Below are 23116 nucleotides of genomic sequence, written 5' to 3' on the forward strand. Positions count from 1 at the left end.
CGCCGTACCGCCGCCCGCACCGGAGGGCCGGCACGGGCGGGGCGGGGGATGCCGACCGTCAGGCGGTGCTGCGGCGGCGGCCGGTCAGGAGGGTGGCGGCGACGAGTACGGCGGCGAGGAGGAGTCCGGTGCCGACCGCGAAGGCCAGCCGGTAGCCGCCGGTGAGGGCCTCGGCGGTGGTGCGGCCGGCGGCGCCGAGGGCGGTCGTCCGGGCGGCGGCGAGGGTGGAGAGGACGGCGACGCCGATGGCCATGCCGATCTGCTGGGTGGTGTTGAACAGGCCGGAGGCGAGCCCGGCGTCGTGCTCGTCCGCCCCGGACATGGCCAGAGCGGTGAGGGCCGGCAGGGCGAGGCCGAAGCCGGTGGCGAGCAGCATCACGGGCAGCAGGTCGGTCGCGTAGTGGGCGTGCACCGGCAGCCGGACGAGCCGGCCGAGGGCCGCGACGAGCAGGGCGAGGCCGGCGAGGAGGACGGTGCGCTCGCCGAAGCGGGCGGTGAGGCGGGTGGCGATGCCGAGCGAGGTCGCGCCGATCACGGCGGCGGCGGGCAGCATGGCGAGGCCGGTGGCGGCGGCGCCGTAGCCGAGCACCTTCTGCAGGTAGAGGGCGACCAGGACCTGGAAGGAGAACAGCGCGGCGACCATCAGCATCTGGACGAGGTTGGCGGCGACCACCGTCCGGTTGCGGAAGATCCGCAGCGGCACCAGCGGCGCTGCCGTCCTCGCCTGCCGCCGGACGAAGGCCGTGAGCAGCGCAGCGGCGAGTGTGCCGAGTCCGGGGGTGCGGGCGGTCGCCCAGCCGTGCTGTTCGGCGCCGACGAGGGTCGCGATGCCGAGCATCAGGCCGGCTGTGAGCAGCACCGCCCCGGGTGCGTCGGCGCCGGAGCGCAGGCCCGTGCCCCGGTCGGACGGGAGGGCGGGGGCGGCGAGGAGCAGGGCGGCGGCGCCGATCGGCAGGTTGATGAGGAAGATCCAGTGCCAGTCGAGGGCGTCGGTGAGGACGCCGCCGAGGACCTGGCCGATCGAGGCGCCGGCCGCGCCGGTGAAGGAGTAGACGGCGATCGCCCGGGCGCGTTCGCGGGCGTCGGTGAAGAGGGTGACGAGGATGCCGAGGCCGACGGCCGAGGCGGCGGCGGACCCGACGCCCTGGAGGAAGCGGGCGGCGAGCAGGACGGCCGGGGAGCCGGCGGCCGCGGCGAGCAGCGAGGCGGCGGTGAACAGTGCGGTGCCGGCGAGGAAGGTCCGTTTGCGGCCGAGCAGGTCGCCGAGCCGTCCGGCGAGCAGCAGCAGGCTGCCGAACGCGACGAGGTAGGCGTTCACCACCCAGCTCAGGCCGGCCGGGGAGAAGCCCAGGTCGGCCTGGACGGCCGGCATGGCCACGGTGACGATGCTGCCGTCGAGGATCGTCATCAGCAGGCCGGTGGACAGGACGGCGAGGGCGGTCCACCGGGAGCGCAGGCCGTGCGGGGCCGGAGCGGCGGCCGCGGGGGCGGCAGTGGCGGGTGCGGGTGCAGCAGTGGCGGGTGCGGGTGCAGCAGTGGCGGGTGCGGGTGCAGCAGGCATGGGGTCTCTCCCGTCGGTGCGGTGCGACAGGTACGACCCTAGCAACTGATCCCGTTGCAGACTATCTGGTTATGGATGATTTCTTGGCGGACGGCCGACAGGCCCCGCCGCGGGCTACTGGCGGGCCCGGCGGGCCGACCGGGCGGACTCCACCGGTGCCGCCAACTCCCCCTCGGCCAACCGCTTCAGAGCGCGCAGCAGCGCCTCGCCGTCCGGACCGGCGATCGAGGCCAGCACCTCCCGGTGCACGCCGTCGACGATCCGCTGGCTCTCCTGCGCGACCTGCGCCCCCTTCTCGGTGACGGCGACGATCCGGGCGCGCCGATCCCGGGTGGACGGCCGGCGTTCCGCCAGGCCGGCCTTCTCCAGCTCGTCCACGGTGACCACCATGGTCGTCTTGTCCATGTCGCCGATCTCGGCGAGCTGGATCTGCGTCCGCTCCTCCTCCAGCGCGTGGACCAGGACGCAGTGCATCCGCGCGGTGAGGCCGATCCGGGCGAGCGCGGCCGCCATCCGGGTGCGCAGCACGTGGCTGGTGCGGTCCAGCAGGAAGGAGAGGTCGGGCTCGGTCCGGGAGGTCGCCATCGCAGTCATGGTTCCAGCGTAGCCAGACCGGACCGAACCGGATCGTCCCGAACCGGATCGTCGTCGAACCGGACTCCCGCACCGGTGTCCGAGCGTGACCGTGCGGATGCTTTCCGCCATCACGGCCGACTCCGAGCCCAATCTTCCCTCCCGCTTCCGGCAAGACGGGGCAAAGGGGCAATTTGCCCTAACCAAACGGCCGGTGAATCGCGCTGAAAGTCAGCGTGAGAACATGTGCGCGACGCCGGCCGTGACCGCACGGTCACGGACCCCGGCCGGCCACTCCTTTCCGGAGCGGTGGGAGGGGATGGCGGCAACAGACGGAGTTCGTTCCCGGGGGGCCCTTTCGGCGCGCCCGGAAGCCGAGGAGGACGCAGCCACGATGGCGCGCAGCGACACACGCACGGCCGAGAAGAAGCCGCGCACCCGGCGCAGGAAGATCCTGCTCGCCGGCGCCGCCACGGTGGTCGCCCTGGCCCTGGCCGGCGGCGGCTTCGCCTTCTGGACGTACCGTCACCTGGAGGGCAACCTCGACACGGTGGACATCGACAAGGCGCTGGGCGACGACCGGCCGGCGCCGCTGCCCACCGGCGCGCAGGACATCCTGGTGATCGGCTCGGACTCCCGGTCGGGCGACAACGGGAGCCTGGCCGGCGGCGACGTGGGCGGCACGGCGCGCTCCGACACGGCGATGGTGGTGCACATCCCGCAGGGGCGGGCCAACGCCACGGTGGTGAGCATCCCGCGCGACACCCTGGTCACCCGGCCGACGTGCACGACCTCGAAGGGCCGTCAGCTGGGCGAGGCGCAGCGGGTGATGTTCAACTCCATCTACACCGCGGGTGGCCCCACCTGCGTGGTGAAGACGGTGGAGTCGATGACCGGCCTGCGGATGAACCACTACGTCGAGATCGACTTCGCCGGCTTCAAGGGGCTGGTCGACGCGATGGGCGGCGTCCAGGTGACGGTCGACGCCCCGATCAACGACAAGTACAGCGGCCTGAACCTGACGCCCGGCACCCACACGCTGGACGGCACCCAGTCGCTGGCGTTCGTCCGGACGCGGCACGGCGTGGGCGACGGCAGCGACCTCGGGCGGATAGGCCTGCAGCAGAAGTTCATCCTCGCGGTGCTCTCGCAGCTGCAGCGGCAGGACACCCTCTCCAGCCCGACCAAGCTCTACGGGGTCGCGGACGCGGCGACCAAGTCGCTGACGACGGACGCCGGCCTCGGCTCGCTCCCGGACCTGGTGACGTTCGCCCAGAGCATGAAGGGTCTGAAGCCCAGCCGGATGGAGACGCTGATGCTCCCGGTGGCCTACGACCGGGTCGACCCGAACCGGGTGGTGCCGGCGCAGCCGCAGGACGGCGAACTCTGGGCGGCACTGCGGGAGAACAAGCCGATTCCGGCCGAGGCGAAGAAGTCCCCGGCGCACGGCACCTCCGCCTGACGGGACGCCGGGTCGGCCGCCGCCGCTGCGGCGGTGGCCGACCCGACACCCCGAATGTCCGTTTTGGGCGCTGTTTATGCAGAGTTGACATGCCAGTCCGCGCTGACTGAAAATATGTTCGCTCTGTGTACTTTCAGTTTTTCCGGTGGGGGGGCCACCGTAGGGTCGGCCGACACAGGGAATCATCGGGTCGCGATGCGGGCGGGGGCGGCTAGGGGCGTCGCGCAGGCGCGGGTCGGCAGTGGGGCCGGTCCGCGCGCGCGTTTCATCGGAGGAGTTGGTGGTGGCTGAACGGCCGCGCCTCAGTGTCGTCGTGCCCTTCCAGGACGTGGAGGCGTACCTCGCCGAATGCCTGGAGTCCATCGCGCGCCAGTCGTTCCACGACTTCGAGGTCATCCTGGTCGACGACGGCTCGACCGACGCGTCGACCGACATCGCGCGCGACTTCTGCGCCCGCGACGACCGTTTCCGGCTGATCCGCCAGGAGGCGCACGGCCCCGGCCAGGCCCGCAACGTGGGTCTGCGGGCCATGCACGCGCAGGGCGAGTTCCTCGCCTTCGCCGACGGGGACGACGTCGTTCCGGAACACGCCTACGAGCTTCTTGTGCGGACCCTGCAGGAATCCGGTTCGGATTTCGTGTCGGGGAATGTGCAGATGATGAACTCCACCGTGAAGTGGCAGTCCCCGCTCCACAAGGCGCCCATGCAGCGCAATGCCCGGGGCACCCACATCACCAGGCGCCCGGAGCTCATTTACGACCGCACGGTGTGGAACAAGGTCATCCGCCGGTCGTTCTGGGACCGCCACGAGATCGAGTTCCCCGAGGGCGTCCTCTACGAGGACTCCTGGGTCAACATGTACGCCCACTTCCGCGCCGAGAAGGTCGACGTGGTCACCGACGTGGTGTACTTCTGGCGCCGGCGGGACGGCGGCGCCGCCCCGTCGATCACCCAGCGGCACACCGAGCTGGCGAACCTGCGCGACCGCGTGCTGGCCGTGCAGTCCGTCAGCCGCTTCCTGGCGCGCGACAACGGGGGCGCCCACGCGGTCAGCAAGCGCCAGTACGACCTCGCCTGCCTCAAGTCCGACCTGAACCTGCACCTGAAGGTGCTGCCGGACGCCGACGAGGAGTACCGGGCCGCGTTCGTCGAGTGGGCCAACCAGTTCCTCGACGAGGCGGACGACGAGCTCATCAACGAGCTCCCGGCCGAGGCCCGGGTGAAGTGGCTGCTGGTCCGCAACCGGAAGCTGCCCGAACTGCTGGAGGTCCTGGAGTTCGAGCGCAAGGGCGGGCCGATCCCCGTCCAGCGGCGGTTCCGGCGGTACCTCAACTACCCGCACCTCGGCGACCGCACGGTGGGCATCGGCAAGAAGGCCTACCGGCTCGACAAGGAGTTCTCGCTCCACGGCTCGGTGAGCGGGGTCCGCTGGGACGACGAGAAGCTGGTCCTCACCGGCTCGGCCTACATCCGCTTCATCAACGTGCACAAGCGGCACATGTCGGTGAAGGCCATCGCCCTGCGCAACAAGAAGCAGGACCGGATGCTGCTGGCCAGCGCGAAGACCGTGTACGCGCCGCAGGCGACCGAGCAGTCCAACCAGAACCGCTACTGCTACGACTGGGCGGGCTTCGAGGCGACCATCGACACCACGCGCCTCAAGCGCAAGGGCAAGTGGGCGGAGGGCACCTGGGACGTCGCGGCGGGCGTGCTCAGCCGCGGCCTGTTCCGCTACCGCGGCCTGGACCGCGGCAGCGCCGGCAGCGCCGCCAACCCGCCCTACCGCTACGTCGACAAGAACACCCGGGTGCTGCCGCTGTTCGTCCAGAACAAGCTGAAGCTCCGCGTCGAGGTGATCCGCTGCCGGATCACCAAGCACCGGATCATCGGCGAGCACCTGGAGCTGCGCGGCGTCTACCTCGGCCCCGCCGTCCCCGCCTGGGGCAAGTTCCGGATCACCAGCCTCGCCGGCGCCGGCCGGCACGACTCCTGGGTGCACTTCACGCCCGGCGGCGACGGCTGGTGCACCTTCTCCACCCGCGTCCCCCTGCACACCCTGGTCCCCTCGCACCGCTCCGCCGGGCACACCGGCGACAGCGTCCCGCAGTCCTGGAACATGGGCAGCAACGGCTGGAAGACCACCCTGCACGTCGAGGGCCGCAACGGCCCGCTCTACCCGGTCGTGGCCGAGGAGACCGACGACGGGCACTACCGGGTGCCCGACACGCTGCAGACCGCCGAGTGGGACCGCGAGGTGGTCGTCCACCGCAACGGCTCCGGTTACCTGGTGCTGTTCGAACGCGCCGCACTGCCCCTCGTCACCCGGTTCGCCGGCAGCGAGGACGGCGCGGTGGAACTCGTCGGCCGGTACCCGTGCATCGCGCTGCTCGCCGACCACGAGCGCCGCGCCGCGCACCTCGTGGTGCGCTCGCGCGCCCACGGCGCCGAGCGGGCCGTGCCGCTGGAGTGGCGCGGGGACTACTTCCGGTGCCTGCTGACCCCGGCGGCGATGCCGACGCTGGCCGGCGCGATACCCCTGGCGGCCGGCCGGTGGGACTTCTTCCTCCGCAGACAGGACCCGTCCTCGGTGGCCCCGGCCGAGCGGCTGCCCGACCTGATGCTCAAGCTCGCCCAGGACCTCGTGCCCGCCTTCCCCGAGGAGCTGGAGCAGGACGGCCGCCGCTACGAACTCCAGGCGGAGGCCTACGACCGCCTCTCCCTGCTCGTCCACTCGGCGATGCCCGACGACGCCCGCGGCCCCTACCGGCAGAAGCTGCTGCGGACGAAGGACTACCCGGCGTCCCGTCAGAAGCCGGTCACCGCGACCGTGCTGTTCGACGCCTTCAAGGGCACCCAGTACTCCGACAGCCCGCGCGCCCTGCACGAGGAGCTGATCCGCCGCCAGGTACCGCTCGAACACCTCTGGGTGGTCAAGGACGACCAGGTCGAGGTGCCCCCGACCGCCCGCGCGGTCCGCATGTGGTCGCCCGAGTGGTACGAGGCGCTGGCCACCGCCCGGTACGTCGTCGCCAACAACCACCTGCCCGACTGGTTCCGCAAGCGGTCCGACCAGATCGTCGTGCAGACCTGGCACGGCACCCCGCTGAAGAAGATCGGCCACGACATCGAGGCCGTCCACTTCGCCGACAAGCGCTACCTGGAGCGGGTGGCCACGGAGGTGCAGAACTGGGACATGCTGGTGTCCCCGAACAGCTTCTCCACCCCCATCCTCCAGCGCGCCTTCCGCTTCCCCGGCGAGATGGTGGAGTGCGGCTACCCGCGCAACGACATCCTCCGCCGCCCCGGCACCGAGCGGCGCGCCGAGGAGGTCCGCCGGCGGATCGGCCTGCCCCCGGGCAAGCGGGTGGTCATGTACGCCCCGACCTGGCGCGACGACCAGTACTACGCCCCCGGCAAGTACAAGTTCGACTTCCGGATCGACCTCGACGACGCCCGGGCCCGGCTCGGCGCCGACCACGTGCTGCTGGTCCGCCGTCACCCGAACGTCGTCGACCCGGTGCCCGGCGCCGGCGACGGCTTCGTCTTCGACGTGTCCGACTACCCCGACATGGCCGAGCTGTCGCTGATCACCGACGTCATGATCACCGACTACTCCTCGCTGATGTTCGACTTCGTCAACACCGGCCGCCCGATCCTCTTCTTCACCTACGACCTGGACCACTACCGGGACACCCTGCGCGGCTTCTACTTCGACTTCGAGAACAGCGCCCCCGGTCCGCTGCTCTTCGACTCCGCCGAACTGGTCTCCGCCGTGCGCGACGTGGACCGCGTCCGGCACCACTTCGCCGACCGCTACCGCAGCTTCCAGGCCGCGTTCTGCGACCTCGACGACGGCTACGCCTCCGTCCGCCTCGCCGACCGGATGCTGGTGGCCGGCGGCGACCTCGCCCCGAACCAGGTGCGCCCGTCGTGGGCGCGGCCCCGCAGCCCCTTCGCCCCCGGCACGGCAGCCGCCCCGCAGCAGCCGGCCGAGGACGACGGCCTGCGCCGCCCCCGCGACCTGCAAGCAGAACTCCGCCGACGATTGGACGCCACCCATGCCTGACCCCGCAGCCGGCGGACGCCGCGTCTTCACCGGCGTGGACGCCTCGGGCGAGGTCCCGATCGAGTACCGGTTCACCCACGCCCGCAACGGCAACCGGCACCTGGTCGTGGTGTTCGCGAACCTCACCGCACCCGACGAGTACGGCTGGTCCAACGGCGTCCTCGACAAGGTCCGCGCCAACATCCTCTGGATCCGCGACCTGTTCGACGGCGCCAACAGCTACTACCTCTGCAAGGGCATGGACTTCGCCCTGGAGCGGTCGGTGGCCGGGCTGATCGAGCGGGTCCGGACGGCGCTCGGCCTGAGCCACGACGAATGCACCGTGTTCGGCAGCTCCAAGGGCGGCAGCGCCGCGCTGTTCTACGGTCTCCGCTACGGCTACCGGAACATCGTGGCGAGCGTGCCTCAGTTCCTCGTCGGCACGTACGTGCGGGAGGACATGCCCGGCGCCGCCACGATGATGATGGGCACCGTCACCGACTGGAACGTGGGCGCCCTGGACTCCGTCCTCCCCCATCTGGTGGGCAACAGCCCGCACCGGAACGCCAACATCTACCTGCTCACCTCGCCGCAGGACGAGCAGTACCCCCGGCAGGTCGAGCCGTTCCTCGGACTCTTCGAGGACTACGGCAACTTCAACCTCGTCTACAACGACTCCGCCCTCATCACCGGCCACGGCAAGGTGACACTGCGGAACCTGCCCACCATCATGGGGATCCTCAACCTCCTGGTGGACGGGATCGTGCCGCGGTTGGGAACGGTCGTGAACGGCGGCGAGCAGCCCGACGCCGACACCTCCCCCATCAACGGCTTCCTCGCGGCGACCTCCCAGGTCCAGGCCGACAACGCCTTCCCGCGACCGGTGGTGTACGAGCCGGCGCCGGAGCAGGTGCTGCCCGCGAACGGGGTGCGGATCTCCGGTACGGCCCACGGCGGCGTCCGGGTGAGCCTCTGGGAGAACGGCAAGTTCCTGGCCAACGTGCCGGTGGCCGCGGACGGCGGCTGGGTCTGGCAGCCGGACCGGCAGTGGAGCGAGGGCCGGCACGTCATCCGCCTGTTCGCCGCGGACGCCCGGGGCTACCAGACCGAGCGCTCCGAGGCCGTGTTCCGGATCCCGGCGCAGTCGATGGTGCCGTCCTTCGGCTGAGACCGGGCCCGAGCCCGGGACCGGGGGATCCGGCCCCCGGTCAGCCGCTTCCCGCGAGCTCCATGGCGAGCGCCCGGTGGTCCGAGACCCCGGTGTCGCGGACCCGGCACTCGCCGCGCGGCAGTGCGGTGAACAGGAAGTCCAGCTTGTGGCCGGACTCGTGGGTCGGCCGGGCGTCCGCCGGTCCCCTGTCGCCCGACTGGTCGCACTCGCGGTCGCGGGTGAAGAACGTCGCGGGCCAGATCCAGCTGTCCGGGTTGTCCGTGCCGGGAGGCTCGGAGTTGAAGTCCCCGCCGACCACCGTCCGCGCCTCCGCGGCCGCCTGCGCCAGCACCGCCATCTGGTCGTCCCGGTACTCCAGGTCCTTCCGGCGGCGGTCCGTCGGCGCCAGCGAGAGGTGGGCGTTGCACACCTTGACGCCGAGGCCGGTCACGCTGGCGCACAGGATGCCCCGCTGCAGTCCGGCCGCGGGCTGCACCGAGGGCACCCGGGTGACGGTCGCGAGCGGATACCCGGACAGGATCGCGAACCCGGCCTCGCCCTCGTCCTCCGTCCCGCAGGGCACCTTGCTGCGCCGGCCCTCCGCGTCGAGCTCCTCGTACTCCTGGAAGGCCGCGTGCCAGCTGTCGGCGCCGAGCGCGCGGCGGGCCGCCTCCAGGTCCTCGGAGCAGACCTCCTGGAGCAGCAGCACGCGGGCGCCGTCCTCGGCGGCGAGCCGGACGATCGCGGCCGTCTTCTGCTCGCCGGTGCCGGTCTCCTCGCAGCCCCACTGCCGCACGTCGCACATGTTCCAGGTGGCGACCACCGGGCCGGCGGGCGGGACGGCGGCGGCGTGCGGCGGCGGCGGCCCGTCGCCGTGGCCCGCGGGCAGGCTGCCGATGAGCACGACGAGCGCGCCGGCGCCGGCGGCCGCGACGTACCAGCGTCTACGGCCCGGCGGACGGCGGAGGGCGGGGAGCCACCCGGGGTGACGCAGCATCGGCGGGCCCCAACCTCACATGATCGTCCAAGCGTACGGCCCACAGCATAGCCCGCAGGTGAAGGGCGGTTCGCGCCCGTCCCGCCCGAGCGGCGCACGACGCCCGGACACGCCCGCGGACCGGTCGTGCCGGCCGCGGCGCCGGCGGCTGACCGACCGTCACCGGCCGTACGGGGCCCGTCCGCACGGCACCGGGCTCAGCCGCCGTCCGGATGGTGGCAGGCCGCCACGTGGTCGACGCCGGGGGCCGCCTCGGAATCGGACGGGGTGTCGCGTTCGCAGCGGGTGCGCCGCTCGGCGTCCAGCGCGCTGTACACCGGGCAGCGGGAGCGGAAGCGGCAGCCCTCGTGCCGGACGGTCGGCGAGGGCGGGTCGCCGGCCAGCAGGAGTTTGCTGCGGCTGCGTTCGGCCGCCGGGTCGGGCAGCGGGACGGCCGACAGCAGGGCGCGGGTGTAGGGGTGCCGCGGCCGTTCGAAGACCTCGGCGACGGTGCCGGTCTCGACGGTGCGGCCGAGGTACATCACGGCGACCCGGTCGGCGAGGTGCCGGACCACGGACAGGTCGTGCGACACGAACAGGTAGGCGAGGCCGAGTTCGGCCTTGAGCCGCTGGAGGAGGTTGAGCACCCCGGCCTGGACGGAGACGTCGAGCGCGGAGACGGGTTCGTCGAGGACGAGCAGGTCGGGCCGGACGGCGAGCGCCCGGGCGATCGAGATCCGCTGCCGCTGGCCGCCGGAGAACTGGTGCGGGTAGCGGTCGGCGTGCTCCGGGTCGAGCCCGACCTGCCGGAGCAGCTCGGGGATCCGGCGGCGGACCTCCTCGCGCGGGGTGCGCTGCGCCTGCAGCGGTTCGGCGACGATGTCGCCGATCGGCATCCGGGGGTCGAGGCTCGCCGCCGGGTCCTGGAAGACGATCTGCACCCGGGCGCGCAACCGCTGGGCGGCGGCCCGGTCGAGGGCGGCGGTGTCCCGGCCGAGGACCTCGATCCGGCCGCCCTGCGGGGCGGCGAGGCGCAGCAGTTCGTAGAGGGTGGTGGACTTGCCGGAGCCGGACTCGCCGACCAGGCCGAGGGTCTCGCCGCGGCGGATGTCGAGGTCGACGCCGTCGACGGCGTGGACGTCGCCGATCCGGCGCTTGAGGACGGCGCCCTTGAGCAGCGGGAAGCTCTTGGTGAGGCCGCGGACGGAGAGCACGGTCTCCCGTTCGGCGCGCGGCGGCAGCGCACGGGCGGGGGCGGGGACGGCGGGCACCGGGTAGACCTCGGCGGGTGCGGGTCGGCGGGCGGCGAGTTCGTCGGCGCGGACGCAGGCCGCGAGGTGGCCGGTCGCCGCGTCGTGGGTGAGGCCGGTGAGGGCGGGTTCGGCGGTGCGGCAGCGGTCCTCGGCGAGCGGGCAGCGGGGGGCGAACGGGCAGCCGCGGCCGAGTTCGCCGGGTGCGGGCGGGCGGCCGGGGATCGGCACCAGGGGGCCGCCGCGGCCGTCGAGGCGGGGCACCGCGCCGATCAGGCCGAGCGTGTAGGGGTGGCGGGGTGCGGCGAAGAGTTCGTCGACCGGGGCGGTCTCGGCGATCCGTCCGGCGTACATGACGGCGACCCGGTCGGCGCTGCCGGCGATGACGCCGAGGTCGTGGCTGACCAGCACGAGGGCGGCGCCGGTCTCCCGCTGGGCGGTGCGCAGCACGTCGAGGACCTGGGCCTGGATGGTGACGTCGAGGGCGGTGGTGGGTTCGTCGGCGAGCAGCACGTCCGGGTCGTTGGCGATCGCCATGGCGATCATGGCGCGCTGCCGCATGCCGCCGGAGAACTCGTGCGGGAAGCTGTCGAGGGCGCGGCCGGGGGCGGGGATGCCGACGAGGTCGAGCAGGTCGGCGGCGCGTTTTCGGGCGGTGGCGCGGTCGACGTCCTGGTGGATGCGGACGGCCTCGGCGATCTGGTCGCCGATCCGGTAGACGGGGGTGAAGGCGGAGAGCGGGTCCTGGAAGACCATGGCGATCCGGCGGCCGCGGACGGCGGCGAGTTCGCGGGCGGGCAGGCCGACGAGTTCGCGTCCGTCGAGCCGGACGGAGCCGCCGACGCGGGCGGTGCCGGGCAGCAGGCCGAGCACGGCGAGGGCGGTGACGGACTTGCCGGAGCCGGATTCGCCGACGATGCCGAGGGTTTCGCCGCGGTGCAGGTCGAGGTCGACGCCGCGGACGGCGGGGGCCGGGCCGAAGTCGACGGTGAGGTCCCGGACGGTGAGCAGGGCGGGGGTCACGTGGTGCTCCGGCGGGTTCGGGCGGCGGGGGTGCTCGGGGCGTCGGCCGGTGCGTCCGCTGCGGGCGTGCGGGCGGCGCGGGCGAGCCGGGCGGATCGGCGGCCGGCCTCGGCGGTGGGGTCGAGGGCGTCGCGCAGGCCGTCGCCGACCAGGTTGACGGCGAGGACGAACAGCACGAGGAGGGCGGCGGCGAAGTAGAACAGCCAGGGGAAGACGGGGGCGTCGGCGGTGCCGGCGGCGAGCAGGGTGCCGAGCGAGACGTCGGGGGCGCGGACGCCGAAGCCGAAGTAGGAGAGTGCGGCCTCGCTCATCACGGCGCCGCCGACGGCGATGGTGGCGTCGATGATCAGGAAGGAGGAGACGTTGGGCAGCATGTGCCGCCAGATGATGCGGAACGCGCCGACGCCCATGAACCTCGCGGCGGCGACGAATTCGCGCTCGCGCAGGGACCTGGTCATGGAGCGGACCACCCGGGCGGTGATCATCCAGTTGAACAGGGCGAGCAGCAGGACGAAGGCGAGCCAGCCGGTGCCGCGCAGCCGCGGCGAGACGATGGCGATGACCAGGAAGCCGGGGAAGATCAGCATCAGGTCGACGAGGAACATCAGCAGCCGGTCGGTCCAGCCGCCGAAGTAGCCCGCGCAGGCGCCGACCAGCGAGGCGAGGCCGGTGGAGAGCACGGCCACGAGCAGGCCGATGACCAGGGACTTCTGCAGGCCGCGGACGGTCTGCGCGAAGACGTCCTGGCCGATGCCGTTGGTGCCGAACCAGTGCTCGGCGGAGGGCGGGCGGCGGATCTGGGCGTAGTTGGGGGTCGCGTAGTCCCAGGGCGTCAGGTGCGGGCCGAGGAAGGCGAGCAGGAAGAGCAGCAGCAGGACGGTGCCGCCGCCGACGACGCCCCTGGAGGCGGCGAGGCGTCCGGCGACCAGGCGCAGCCGGCCGGTGGGGGCGCGCTCGGCGGCCGGGGCGGGGGCGGCGGTCTCGGGCAGGGCGGTGGCGGTCATCAGTACCTCACCCGGGGGTCGAGCGCGGCGTGCAGCACGTCGGCGAGGAAGCCGGCGGCGAGCACGACGACGACGGCGAACAGGTTGACCGCGACGACGGCGTTGATGTCCTGTTCGTTGACGGCCTGGATGAACCATTCGCCCATGCCGTGCCAGCCGAAGATGGTCTCGGTGAAGGCGGCTCCGGTGAAGATGCCGAGGAAGCTGTAGGCGAACATCGTCGACATCGGGATGACGGCGGTGCGCAGACCGTGCTTGAGCAGGGCGCGGTTGCGGGTGAGCCCCTTGGCCTCGGCGGTGCGCAGGTAGTCGGAGCCGAGCACGTCGAGCATGGTGGAGCGCTGGTAGCGGCTGTAGACGGCGAGGCCGCCGAGGGCGAGCGAGAGCGTGGGCAGCAGCAGGTGCAGGCCCCAGTCGGCGAGGTGGGCGCCGAGTCCGCCGGCGAGGTTGGGCGTCTCGTAGCCGGTGAAGGGGACCACCTCGTGGCCGGCGGCGTCCTTGGCGGCGATGGCGCCGTTCTTGAGGAGCAGCGCGACGAGGAAGACGGGGGTGGAGAGCAGCACGAAGGAGAGCAGCGTGAGCGCCCGGTCGGAGAGCCGGTACTGGCGGACGGCGCTCCAGGCGCCGCCGGCGACGCCGAGCAGCATGCCGAGCAGGCTGCCGAGCAGCAGGAGGCGCAGCGAGACCCAGATCCGGCGGCCGAACTCCTCGTTGACCGGGGTGCTGTGGATGGTGCGGCCGAGGTCGGCGTGGAGCAGCAGGCCGTCGGCCCAGGTGGCGAAGCGTTCGACGACCGGGGTGCGGTCGTTGATGTTGAGCGCGGTGAGCTGGCGGTCGACGGCGGCCGCGGAGGGTCTGGGCTGCTTGGCCTCGAAGTAGGCGCGGGGGCCGAGGGCGGCGCAGGAGAGGGCGTAGGCGAGGAAGACGGCGGCGACCAGGAGGACGGCGTAGTAGCCGAGCCGTTTCGCGAGGTAGCGGGTCACGGCGTACCGCCGGTGTGGTTCGCACACCTGGAGAACATGGTCGTTCGCCTTCGTTCGGAGGGTTTTTGACGCAGTTTCGCGCAGCAGTTGTACGGCACTCCGGACGGTCCGTCCAGGGTGGGTTGCGCGGCGCTGTCCGGCCGGGTTGGCGAACGCGCTGGTCACAGTCGATCAGACGGGTGCGGACAGCATGTTGCCACCGGATTGCGCCCCGTTTCGTTCCGATCAGTTCTGCGCATGACCCCCTGTCGTCGGAGCTGATGGGCTGTTACGTTCTGCCTGCCGGCACCGACTTGGCTGCCCACGTTCAAGTGCCGCCACACCTGGCGGCCGCCCACGACTCTTCGAGACCCCCGAGGACTTCCCGATGGACGCATCGCTCGCCACCCGCAGACTCGGCCGGGCCGCCGCCGCGGCACTCGCCGTGGCGCTGGCCGCCACGGCCTGCAGCAGCTCGGCCGACGGCACGGCGGACGACGCGGCCAAGACGGTGGTGCCGACGGTGGGCGCCGAGGACAACAACCCGCAGCCGCTGGACCGGATCAAGGACGGCGGCGAGCTGCGCGAGCCGCTCCAGCAGTGGATCACCCAGTGGAACCCGTACCAGGTCGACGGCACCTACGGCGACGCGGTCGAGATCATGGGCTACCTGGAGGCGAAGCTCTTCCGCTCGGACGCCAAGGGCGTCTACCAGCCGGTGCCCGAGTACCTGGTGTCGGCCCGGGTCACCTCCACCTCGCCGCAGGTGGTGACCTACGAGCTCAACCCGAAGGCGGCCTGGTCGGACGGGAAGCCGATCGGCTACCAGGACTTCAAGGCCGTCTGGCAGGCCTCCAACGGCAAGGACCCGGCCTACAACCTCGCGGACTCCTCCGGCTACGAGCAGATCTCCGCCGTCGAGCAGGGCGCCGCGCCCGGCGAGGTCAAGGTCACCTTCGCCCAGCCGTACGCCGACTGGCAGAGCCTGTTCAACCCGCTGCTGCCCGCGGCGGCGATCTCCACGCCGAAGGCGTTCAACGAGGGCTGGATCGAGAAGGTCCCGGTCTACGGCGGCCCGTTCGTCCTGCAGAACGCCGACAAGACCGCGCAGACCATCACCCTGGCGCCCAACCCGAAGTGGTGGGGCCCGAAGCCCAAGCTGGACCGGATCACCTACCGGGTGATGGACTCCGCCGCCATCACCCAGGCCTTCCTCAACAACGAGGTGGACTACGCCTCGGCCGGCACCGCCACCGCGTACGGCCAGCTCAAGGACGCCAAGGACGCGGCGATCCGCACCGGCACGCCCTGGGACGAGGTGCACATCTCCTTCGGCGGGAACGGCGCGCTCGCCGACCAGAAGGTCCGCCAGGCGCTCGGCCGGGCGCTGGACCGCGCCTCACTGATCAAGATCGCCAACAAGGGCGTGCCGGTGGAGTTCAAGCCGCTGGACAGCCACCTGTTCATGACCAACCAGAGCGGCTACCGGGCCAACGCCGGCGACTGGGTGACGTACGACCCGGCGGTGGCCGGCAAGCTGCTCGACGAGGCCGGCTGGAAGGACGCCGGCGGCACCCGCGGCAAGGACGGGCACCCGCTGGAGCTGCACTACGTGATGAGCGACGGCTCCACCCAGGCCCAGGCGGACCTGGCGGCCGCGGTGCAGAGCATGCTGCAGCAGGTCGGGGTCAAGCTGTCGATCGACAAGGTGCCCAGCAAGGAGTACTTCTCGAAGTACATCGACCAGGGCCGGTTCGACCTCGCGAGCTGGCGCAACACCAACTCGTTCCCGCTCTCCAGGACGGTGCCGATCTACCGCGCGCCGCAGGGCGACAACGTGTTCGGCAACTACTCCAAGCTGAGCACGCCCGAGATCGACTCGCTGCTGCGCAGGGCCGCGGCGACCCTCGACCCGGCGCAGGCGGCCGACCTGTACAACCAGGCGGACGTCCGGATCTGGGAGCTCGGCCACACCGTCGAGCTGTACCAGCGGCCGAGCATCGTCGCCGTCCGCAAGGGCCTCGCCAACTTCGGTGCGGGCAGCCTCGCCGACACCGTCATCACCTCGGTCGGCTGGCAGAAGTAGCCGCCGCGGCCCCGGGTACCGCCGCCGTCCCCACATCCCCCGAGCGGGGACGGCGGCCTCCCGGACCTCCCGGCGCTCCCGGCCCTTCCGGGCAGCGGGTCAGAGCCCGCGGACGGCCTCGCGGCGGCGGCGCTTGCCGAGGGCGGCCAGCGAGAGGTCCTCGGCCTGCGAGCGGAGGTTCTTGAAGCCGTAGCCGCGCCCGGTCAGCCAGGACGCGGCCGCGGTCTCGGCCCGCTCGGTGGCGTCGAGGATGTCCTCCTCGGCCTCGCCGGAGTCCGCGAAGCGGAAGGTGAAGGCCGTGCGGGCGGCGATGTCGTAGCTCAGGTGTCCCTCGGGCGTGAAGGCCGCGCGCAGCACGTCGTGCTCGGCGGCGTTCGCGAGGAGTTCGGCGCGCTGCGCCTCGTCCAGGCCGTCGAAGACGCCGCGGACGGTGATTCGGAAGTCACGGGTGCTCACCCGGCCGACCCTAGGACGCGGCCCGCGGTCGGTGCACCCCCTTTTCCGCGGGGCTCTTCCATGGGCCGCCCACAGGCGCGCTACGACCGGGCGGCGAGGGCCTGCGCGACGGTCTCGCGGGTGAGGAAGACCAGCTGGGCGCGCTTGTGGGGCAGGTCGATCTGCGGGCCGAGTTCGAATCCGGTGCGCAGCGTGCGCGCTATCGACTTCTCGTTGAGGGCGTCGGGCTCGGCGATGATGCGGAGCCGGGACGGGTCGGCGAGGACGAAGCCGAGCAGGGCGGTGATCAGGCCCGCGGTGAAGCCCGGGGCGGGCTCGCCGTCGGCGGGCGCGAGGAGCAGGTGGACGCCGAAGTCGCCCGGCCGGACGGGGTAGCACTCGCCGACCGGGTCGTGCTCGGGCTGATAGGTCTGGAAGAGCGCCACGGGCGTGCCGTCCCGCTCCACGATGTAGGCGTGGTGGGTGTCGAGCGAGTCGACGTGGGCGTAGATCCGGCGGACCGTCTCGCGGGTGTGGCCGACCATGCCCCAGAAGCGCGCTCTCTCCTCGTTCACCCAGCCGTGCACCAGGGCGGCGTCGCCGGACGGGTCGAGCGGGCGGACGGCGACGGTGCCGAAACCGGGCACGGTCTGCTCGTGGACGGCGGCGGGGGCGTTCTCCCGGGCGGCGGCCGGAACGGTGGTGGTCATGGTCTCTCCTCGGACGGGCGGGACGGGGCGGCACGGAACGGGTACGGGTCGTCAGGGACGCCAGTAGCCGAGGGCGTTGACGCGCTGCTTCGGCAGGGCCAGGTCCTTGCGGGCGAACTGGGTGAGGGCGCGGGTGGTCGCGGTGTCGCAGGCGATCCACACGTAGGCGCCGGCGGGGTCGGTGAGCAGCGCCGGCAGCGCCTCCCGGACCTCGGCGACGAGGTGGGCGCCGGCGTCGCGGCGGGGCAGCCGCCGGACGCTGTGCCGCTCGGGGTCGGCGCGCAGCGGCAGGTGCTCGTCGGAGTCGTGCTGGGTCTCCAGCCAGACCGTGGCCGGCACCTCGGGCAGGGCGCCGAGCAGCGAGTTGACGGCGGGGACGGAGGCCGAGTCGCCGATGACGAAGAGCTGCCGGGGCAGCGGGTCCGGCGCGGTGAAGGCGGAGCCCTGGACGGTCGCCTGGACGGTGTCGCCGGGTGCGGCCTTCCGCGCCCAGTCGCTGGCGCAGCCGTCGTGCAGCGCGAACTCCAGGCTGAACGTTCCTGCATCGGGGTCGGGGTCGACGAGGGTGTAGGCGCGCTGGTGCGGCCGCCCCGCGTCGTCGAACCAGACGCGCACCCACATGGTCGGGTGGGCGCCCGTCTCGGCGAGCATCCCGCCGTCGGTGAAGGCCACCCGCCGGTAGTGGTCGGTGACCTCCTCGACTCCGGTGACCGTGAACTCGAAGTCCCTGCCCCGCATCAACCTGAGGACGATGCCCTCCCAGCCGTGCCCCATGACACCCTCCCGCCACACGAATTTAGGTAAGGCTAACCTAGCCCATCGCGGGCGCCCCTCGGCACCCGGCCGTCCGCAGGTCACGGACGGCCGGGCGCAGGGGTCACGGCTTCACGGGGTCACGGGGGCACGTCAGTGGCGGGCGCCGTCCTGGCCGTGCCCGTCCTCGGCAGCCGCGACCTCTTCGGTGGCGCGGGCGAGCCGGCACAGGTCGGGGAGCAGCGCGGCGAGGCCGGCGGCGTACCGCTCGACCCCGGGACCGCCGGGCAGCGGGTGGTACAGGAAGCAGGCCTCGTTCCGCTGGAGGCTGACCGCCGGCGCGCCCAGCGCGGCGAGGCGGTCGATCAGGTCGCTGCGCACCAGGAGTTCGGCGATCGCCTCCGTGCCGGTCGCGCACATCGGAACGTAGAGCCCGGGCTGGACGATCGGGAGCCCCAGGGCGGCGGCGCTCCAGGCCCGTTCGAGCCTGATCATCGGCACCCGCTCCGGGAGTTCGAAGCTGAAGAGCAGCCAGTGCAGGCCGCGCCGCCGCTCCAGGCGCACGAACCGGGCGACGGTGATCCCGCGCCCGTCCGGGCCCGGGCCGGTGACGGTGGTGCCGCGCCGGACGTCCAGCCAGGGGTAGTGCGGGGCGTACGCGTTCCAGGACTCGCCGGGATCCGTCGTCCGCCAGCCGGCGCCGCGGCCGAGGGCCAGCATCAGCCGGTCGGCGGCCTTCGCCCGCCGGAGGGTGCCGACCTCCCGCGTCAGTCCGAACGCGACCGGCGCCAGCAGCAGTGCGAAGAAGAAGATCCAAGGTGCCATGCCGTCCCCCTCACGATCACGCCCCCACGACCCCCGCGGGGCGGTCCCACCCGAGCGCAGCGCGGGCAACTGCTCTGACGCGCGGTCAGGGCCGCGGGGTTCCGGCGGGACCGATCCGGCCATCGGTGCAGCGGCGCCGACTCGCCGCCGAGCTGTCCGGCGACCCCTCAGGCCGGGGCGGCGGGTGCCAGGATCATGGCGACCAGGTGGTCGAGCGCGGCCGCGGCGTCCGGGTGGCCGGGCCGGGTCTCGGGGGCGGTCTCCGGGGCGGTGCGGCGCAGTTCCAGCCAGCCGAGGTAGGCGGCGTAGGCGGCCAGCGCGCGGTGCCGGGCGCTCTGCGGGCCGTGTCCGAGGCCGGTGAAGACCTCGGCGAGGAAGGCGAGCCGGGTGCTGGTGACCCGGTTGACCACGGCGGCGACCGCCGGGTGGGCGGTCTGGGCGACGAGGGCGGGCTCGAGTCCGGCGATCCTCTCGCTGCCGAGCGCCTCGGCGAACAGCGCCCGGGCCCGGACCCAGGGGTCGGACTCCGCGCGGACGGCCGCGATCAGGTCGGTGGTGGTGCGCTGCTCCCAGGTCTCCAGGGCGGCGACGAGCAGGGCCTCCCGGTTGTCGAAGTGCCAGTAGAAGCTGCCGCGGGTGACACCCAGCTCCTTGGCGAGCCCGTCGACCGCCACGGCGGCGACCCCGCCCGCGGCGAGCGCCCGCAGCGCCGCCATCGTCCAGTCGTCCTTGCTGACACGCCCCTTGGCCATGTTCCGTACAGTACTGTACGGAACATCCGTACAGTGGTGTACGGATCTGACTTCGACGAGTACGGGGGTGACGCGGTGAAGGCGCAGGAATGGCTGTTCGGTGCGGTGGAGGGTGAGCGGGCGTCGGCCGGCGCGGGGGGTCGCACGGCCGCGGCCCTCGCGGCGGCGGGGCTGGGCGCAGCGGCGGCCCTGCACGCCGTCTGGACCTTCTCGCCCTGGCCGCTGGGGTCGCGGGCCGAGCTCGCGACCGTGGTGGTGGGGACGGACGAATCCCGACTGCCGTCCGGGCCGGCGACGGCCGCGGTCGCGGGCCTGCTGGGCGTGGCGGCCTGGCTGGTCGTCACCGCCGCCCGGCCGCAGAGCCCGCTCGGCAGCTCCCGGCTGGTGCGCTCCGGCGTGTGGACGGTCTCCGGGGTGCTGGCGCTGCGCGGTGCCGGCGGTGCGGTGGTCTCCGGGCTGGGCCTCGGCAACGCGCCGGCCGAGTTCCGGCACTGGGACCTGGCGCTCTACTCGCCGCTCTGCCTCGCCCTCGGCGGGCTGAGCGGCTACGTCGCGGCCCGCACCCGGCGGCGCGGCCGCCGGCCGTCCTGATCACCCGTCGGACGGGCCGCCTCGCGGCCCGACACGCAGAGTTCTCCGGGTCGCGGCGGCAGGATGATCCCGCGGGGCCGCCGCGGAACGTACGATCGGCCAATGGCTGACATGACGGAAACCACGCCGGGGTGGCTCGCGCCCGACGAGCTGGAGACGGCCCGCGCGCGACTGCCGATCCTGTACGTCGAGGCGGTGCCCGTGCGCGTCGACGACACCGGCGAAGTCACCGAGATCGGACTGCTGTTGCGCATCGGACCGGACGGCACGGTCAGCCGGACCCTGGTCTCCGGACGCGTCCTGCACCACGAGCGCGTCCGTGACGCACTGCTGCGGCACCTGGAGAAGGACCTCGGCCCGGTGGCCCTCCCCCGGATCCCCGCCTCGCTGCAGCCGTTCACGGTCGCCGAGTACTTCCCGACGCAGGGGGTGACGTCCTTCCACGACCCGCGGCAGCACGCCGTCTCACTGGCGTACGTGGTGCCGGTCGCGGGCGACTGCAGGCCGCGTCAGGACGCGCTCGACCTGGTGTGGTTCAGCCCGCAGGAGGCGGCCTCGGACCTCGTGCTGCAGGAGATGCCCGGCGGGCAGGGGGTCCTGCTCAAGCGGGCACTGGCCCACCTCGGCTGCCTGAACTGACCCCCGCTCCCGGCACCGACCGGGACCGGCCCGCTGCGCTGCAACGGCGGGGGTGGGGACGGACCCGGGGGCGGTGGTGGGGACGGCGCATCCGCGTCCGGCCCCACCACCGTGTCCGGCAGGGCCGTCTGACGGCGCCTCGGCCCGCGCCGACCGGCGTGTCCGTGCCCCGGGCCGGCCCGCTGCGCTGTGAAGATACCGGTGGGTGCGGTCCCGCGCCCTGATCCGGAAGTGAGGGCGGCGCATGGGCGGCGGCGGGGTCGGCGGCATCAGCGGGGCGCACGTCATCCTCTACAGCCAGGACGCCGAGGCCGACCGGGCCTTCGTCCGCGACGTCCTCGGCTTCCCCGGGGTCGACGCGGGCGGCGGCTGGCTGATCTTCAAGCTGCCGCCGGCCGAGCTGGCCGTCCACCCCACCGGCGGCGAGGCCTCGCACGAGCTGTACCTGATGTGCGAGGACCTCGACGCCCTGCTCGGCGAAGTCCGCAGCCGTGGCGTCGGGATCGCCCGCGAGCCCAGTGACCAGGGCTGGGGACGGCTCGCCGCGATCCGCCTCCCGAGCGGCGCGGAACTCCCGGTCTACCAGCCGCGCCACCCCACGGCCCACGGTCTCTGATCCACGGCGATGCGGCCGCCACACGCGCCCTGACTGCGTGTGATGCCCTCCCGTCCCCCTTCTCTCCCCCGGTCCTCCGCGGGGTGCCGGTCCGTTCGGCGGGACGCCGTAGGGTGGGTCGCGCGAGGTCGTGGCGGTGCGGGAGGCCCTGGTGGGAACGCGGGAGCGGTGGACGCCGTCGGGTGTCCGGCTGCGTCGGGTGTCGGCGGGCGACGGACGGCGGAACTGGCTGTTCGTGCCCGGCGGGCCCGGTCTGGGGTCGGAATCGGTCGAGGGGTTGGCGCGGGCGGCCGGGGTGCCCGGGGCGGTCTGGCTGGTCGACCTGCCGGGGGACGGCTCGAACCGCGGGGTGCCGGGTGTTCCGGCGGAGCCGTACCTGCACTGGCCGGACGTCCTGGTGGAGGCTGCCGAGGCGGTGGAGCGGCCCGTGATGGTCGGCCACTCCACCGGCGGGATGTTCCTGCTCTCCGTTCCCGCGCTGGAGCAGCGCCTGGCCGGGCTGGTGCTGGTCGGCAGTGCGCCGCACGCCGGCTGGCGGGCCGCCTTCGAGGCGTGGGCGGCGGAGCATCCGCTGCCCGGGCTCGCGGAGGCCGCCGGTCGGTACGCCGCCGCCCCGGACGACGACTCGCTCCGTGCGCTGACCCTGGCCGCGGCACCGTGGAGCTTCACCCCGGCCGGTCTGCCCGCGGGCCTCTCCCTGCTCGCGGGCCTGCCGTACTGCCGTGCGGCCGCGGCCTGGGCGGACGACGGTTTCGACGAGGGGTACCGGGCCCGCTGGGCACCGGGCGCCGTGCCCGCGCTGGTCCTCGGCGGCGCCGAGGACCGCATCGTCGACCAGGGGCTGTGGCAGCGCGAGCCGGCCTTCGCCGGACCGCACGTGCTGCACCGCACCGTCCCGCACGCCGGCCACTTCCCGTGGGTGGAGGACCCGGCGGCCGTCCGCGGCGCGTTCGCGGAGTTCTCCGTCCTGCTGGACTCCCACCCGCGGCCGTGACGACCGGGCAGGTCCCCGGGCCGTGACCGCCCGGTCTCAGTCGTGGGCCATCGAGTCGATGGCCACGGCCGCCGCGAGGACGGTGGTGTGGTCGGCGTCCGGGCCGATGTCCACCGCGTAGGTGTCCCGGACGCGGAACCACTTCTTCGACACTTCGGCGATCTTGTAGCCGTCGCGCTCGATGGTGTACTCGTGGTCGACCACGTTGCCGTCCACGGTGAGGTCGTCGCCGTCCTCCTGCTTGATGGTCCACCGGTCGCGGACCGGGCTGATCACGGCCTTCTTGACGATCGCGACGCGGTGGCCCTCGCCGTCGTCGATCGCCATCGAGTCCTTGATCCGCATCGGCCGGCTCTGGACGGTGGCGACCCGGTGACCCTGCCCGTCCTCCAGGTGGAAGGTGCGGCGGGCGCGCAGCGCCTTGCCGTCGACCTTGTAGACGTGGTCACCGGACTCGTCGTCGATCCAGTAGTCGTCGCCGATCGAGACCATCTTCTGCTGCATGCGGTACCGGGTCACCCCGTCGCCGTGGTCGAAGGCGCGGTTGGCCTCCCGGCGTTCCCGTCGTTCCTGGAACATGGTGCCGTCCTTTCGGGCCCCGCCGCCGGGCGCGGCGGCGGGCGAGGATCCGTCCTTCAAGTATGGGACGGCCGCCGCGCGGGGCCACCGGCGAACGGGGCGGCGCCCCGGACGGTGGGGTCGTCCGGGG

20 protein-coding genes are annotated in these 23116 nt (G+C 73.1%); 8 read left to right on the forward strand and 12 right to left on the reverse strand.

Annotated elements, in window-relative coordinates; all coding sequences use genetic code 11:
- Positions 1-58 precede the first annotated feature (58 nt).
- On the reverse strand, positions 59-1561 hold the full coding sequence (locus IE98_RS0104895) for an MFS transporter (RefSeq protein ID WP_030264664.1): 1503 nt from the start codon (positions 1559-1561) through the stop codon (positions 59-61).
- A gap of 114 nt (positions 1562-1675) precedes the next feature.
- Complete coding sequence (locus IE98_RS0104900; protein ID WP_030264667.1) at positions 1676-2155, reverse strand: MarR family winged helix-turn-helix transcriptional regulator; 480 nt, start codon at positions 2153-2155, stop codon at positions 1676-1678.
- 373 nt (positions 2156-2528) lie between these two features.
- On the opposite strand from IE98_RS0104900, the gene IE98_RS0104905 reads away from it, so the two are divergent.
- The 3 genes from IE98_RS0104905 (at position 2529) to IE98_RS48905 (ending at position 8809) form a co-directional block, all read left to right on the forward strand.
- A complete protein-coding gene (locus IE98_RS0104905) occupies positions 2529-3596 on the forward strand; it encodes an LCP family protein (RefSeq protein WP_030264670.1) in 1068 nt (355 codons plus the stop codon).
- Positions 3597-3879: 283 nt separating this feature from the next.
- Positions 3880-7662 carry a bifunctional glycosyltransferase/CDP-glycerol:glycerophosphate glycerophosphotransferase gene (locus IE98_RS0104910; RefSeq protein ID WP_234443408.1) on the forward strand — a complete coding sequence of 1261 codons (3783 nt, stop codon included), beginning with the start codon at positions 3880-3882 and terminating at the stop codon, positions 7660-7662.
- A complete protein-coding gene (locus IE98_RS48905) occupies positions 7655-8809 on the forward strand; it encodes a hypothetical protein (protein WP_159400831.1) in 1155 nt (384 codons plus the stop codon). The genes IE98_RS0104910 and IE98_RS48905 overlap by 8 nt, the downstream gene beginning before the upstream one ends.
- Positions 8810-8849: 40 nt before the next feature.
- On the opposite strand, the gene IE98_RS0104920 is transcribed toward IE98_RS48905, so the two are convergent.
- From IE98_RS0104920 to IE98_RS0104935, 4 genes are all read right to left on the reverse strand, one after another.
- The gene (locus IE98_RS0104920) at positions 8850-9788 is read right to left on the reverse strand and encodes an endonuclease/exonuclease/phosphatase family protein (RefSeq protein ID WP_052390140.1); all 939 of its coding nucleotides are present in this window, start codon (positions 9786-9788) and stop codon (positions 8850-8852) included.
- Positions 9789-9985: 197 nt separating this feature from the next.
- Positions 9986-12040 (reverse strand): ABC transporter ATP-binding protein, encoded by a 2055-nt coding sequence (locus tag IE98_RS0104925; protein WP_030264686.1) that lies wholly within the window; start codon positions 12038-12040, stop codon positions 9986-9988.
- A complete protein-coding gene (locus tag IE98_RS0104930) occupies positions 12037-13044 on the reverse strand; it encodes an ABC transporter permease (RefSeq protein ID WP_078660780.1) in 1008 nt (335 codons plus the stop codon). Before IE98_RS0104930 ends, IE98_RS0104925 begins: the two co-directional genes overlap by 4 nt.
- Positions 13044-14027, reverse strand: a complete 984-nt coding sequence (locus IE98_RS0104935; RefSeq protein WP_030264690.1) for an ABC transporter permease — start codon at positions 14025-14027, stop codon at positions 13044-13046. Before IE98_RS0104935 ends, IE98_RS0104930 begins: the two co-directional genes overlap by 1 nt.
- A 367-nt stretch (positions 14028-14394) precedes the next feature.
- On the opposite strand from IE98_RS0104935, the gene IE98_RS0104940 reads away from it, so the two are divergent.
- On the forward strand, positions 14395-16092 hold the full coding sequence (locus tag IE98_RS0104940; protein WP_030264696.1) for an ABC transporter family substrate-binding protein: 1698 nt from the start codon (positions 14395-14397) through the stop codon (positions 16090-16092).
- A gap of 99 nt (positions 16093-16191) precedes the next feature.
- On the opposite strand, the gene IE98_RS0104945 is transcribed toward IE98_RS0104940, so the two are convergent.
- From IE98_RS0104945 to IE98_RS0104965, 5 genes are all read right to left on the reverse strand, one after another.
- Positions 16192-16548, reverse strand: coding sequence for a DUF6204 family protein (locus tag IE98_RS0104945; protein ID WP_030264698.1), 357 nt, complete (start codon positions 16546-16548; stop codon positions 16192-16194).
- An 80-nt stretch (positions 16549-16628) separates the two neighbouring features.
- Positions 16629-17237, reverse strand: a complete 609-nt coding sequence (locus IE98_RS0104950; protein ID WP_030264699.1) for a GNAT family N-acetyltransferase — start codon at positions 17235-17237, stop codon at positions 16629-16631.
- A gap of 51 nt (positions 17238-17288) precedes the next feature.
- Positions 17289-18011, reverse strand: a complete 723-nt coding sequence (locus IE98_RS0104955) for a siderophore-interacting protein (protein ID WP_030264700.1) — start codon at positions 18009-18011, stop codon at positions 17289-17291.
- Between the two features lie 132 nt (positions 18012-18143).
- Complete coding sequence (locus tag IE98_RS0104960; protein ID WP_030264703.1) at positions 18144-18815, reverse strand: hypothetical protein; 672 nt, start codon at positions 18813-18815, stop codon at positions 18144-18146.
- Between the two features lie 167 nt (positions 18816-18982).
- A complete protein-coding gene (locus IE98_RS0104965; RefSeq protein WP_043173458.1) occupies positions 18983-19567 on the reverse strand; it encodes a TetR/AcrR family transcriptional regulator in 585 nt (194 codons plus the stop codon).
- 33 nt (positions 19568-19600) lie between these two features.
- Here IE98_RS0104965 and IE98_RS44250 point away from each other — a divergent pair, with 33 nt between their 5' ends.
- The 4 genes from IE98_RS44250 to IE98_RS0104985 all read left to right on the forward strand — a co-directional run bounded on the left by IE98_RS44250 (position 19601) and on the right by IE98_RS0104985 (position 22407).
- Complete coding sequence (locus IE98_RS44250) at positions 19601-20158, forward strand: DUF3995 domain-containing protein (RefSeq protein WP_052390141.1); 558 nt, start codon at positions 19601-19603, stop codon at positions 20156-20158.
- Positions 20159-20269: 111 nt separating this feature from the next.
- Positions 20270-20797 (forward strand): NUDIX hydrolase family protein, encoded by a 528-nt coding sequence (locus IE98_RS0104975; protein ID WP_030264713.1) that lies wholly within the window; start codon positions 20270-20272, stop codon positions 20795-20797.
- A 244-nt stretch (positions 20798-21041) separates the two neighbouring features.
- Positions 21042-21413 (forward strand): VOC family protein, encoded by a 372-nt coding sequence (locus tag IE98_RS0104980; RefSeq protein ID WP_030264716.1) that lies wholly within the window; start codon positions 21042-21044, stop codon positions 21411-21413.
- Between the two features lie 151 nt (positions 21414-21564).
- Complete coding sequence (locus IE98_RS0104985; protein WP_030264717.1) at positions 21565-22407, forward strand: alpha/beta fold hydrolase; 843 nt, start codon at positions 21565-21567, stop codon at positions 22405-22407.
- A 36-nt stretch (positions 22408-22443) separates the two neighbouring features.
- Here IE98_RS0104985 and IE98_RS0104990 read toward each other — a convergent pair whose 3' ends face one another.
- Positions 22444-22986 carry an LURP-one-related/scramblase family protein gene (locus IE98_RS0104990; protein WP_030264719.1) on the reverse strand — a complete coding sequence of 181 codons (543 nt, stop codon included), beginning with the start codon at positions 22984-22986 and terminating at the stop codon, positions 22444-22446.
- Between the last annotated feature and the right edge of the window lie 130 nt (positions 22987-23116).

The organism is Streptomyces sp. NRRL B-24484 (genome assembly GCF_000717715.1).
Classification (GTDB): Bacteria; Actinomycetota; Actinomycetes; order Streptomycetales; family Streptomycetaceae; genus Kitasatospora.